The following is a 250-nucleotide window of genomic DNA, read 5'->3' on the forward strand; positions in this document are numbered from 1 at the left end:
CCTTTAACACCTTAAATGCAACCTTACTTAAAGCAAAGATAGCTATTAAATTGATTACCGTCATTAACCCCATAAATAAATCAGCTACATTCCAAACCATTCCTAGTTTTGCTACTGCACCGATAATTACAAAAGCAATCGTTGCAAATCGGAATATATTTAACACAGCTTTATTCTTCGTAATAAACTGAATATTTGTTTCCCCATAATAGTAACTCCCTACAATTGAACTGAAAGCAAAAAGTAAAAT

1 protein-coding gene is annotated in these 250 nt (G+C 31.6%); it reads right to left on the minus strand.

Annotated features, from left to right (window positions below; genetic code table 11):
- Positions 1 to 250: alanine:cation symporter family protein (locus HU755_RS27240; protein ID WP_186638355.1), on the minus strand; the 250-nt coding region annotated here is incomplete at both ends.

Source organism: Pseudomonas sp. SWRI111, assembly GCF_014268555.1.
Lineage (GTDB): Bacteria > Pseudomonadota > Gammaproteobacteria > Pseudomonadales > Pseudomonadaceae > Aquipseudomonas > Aquipseudomonas hamedanensis.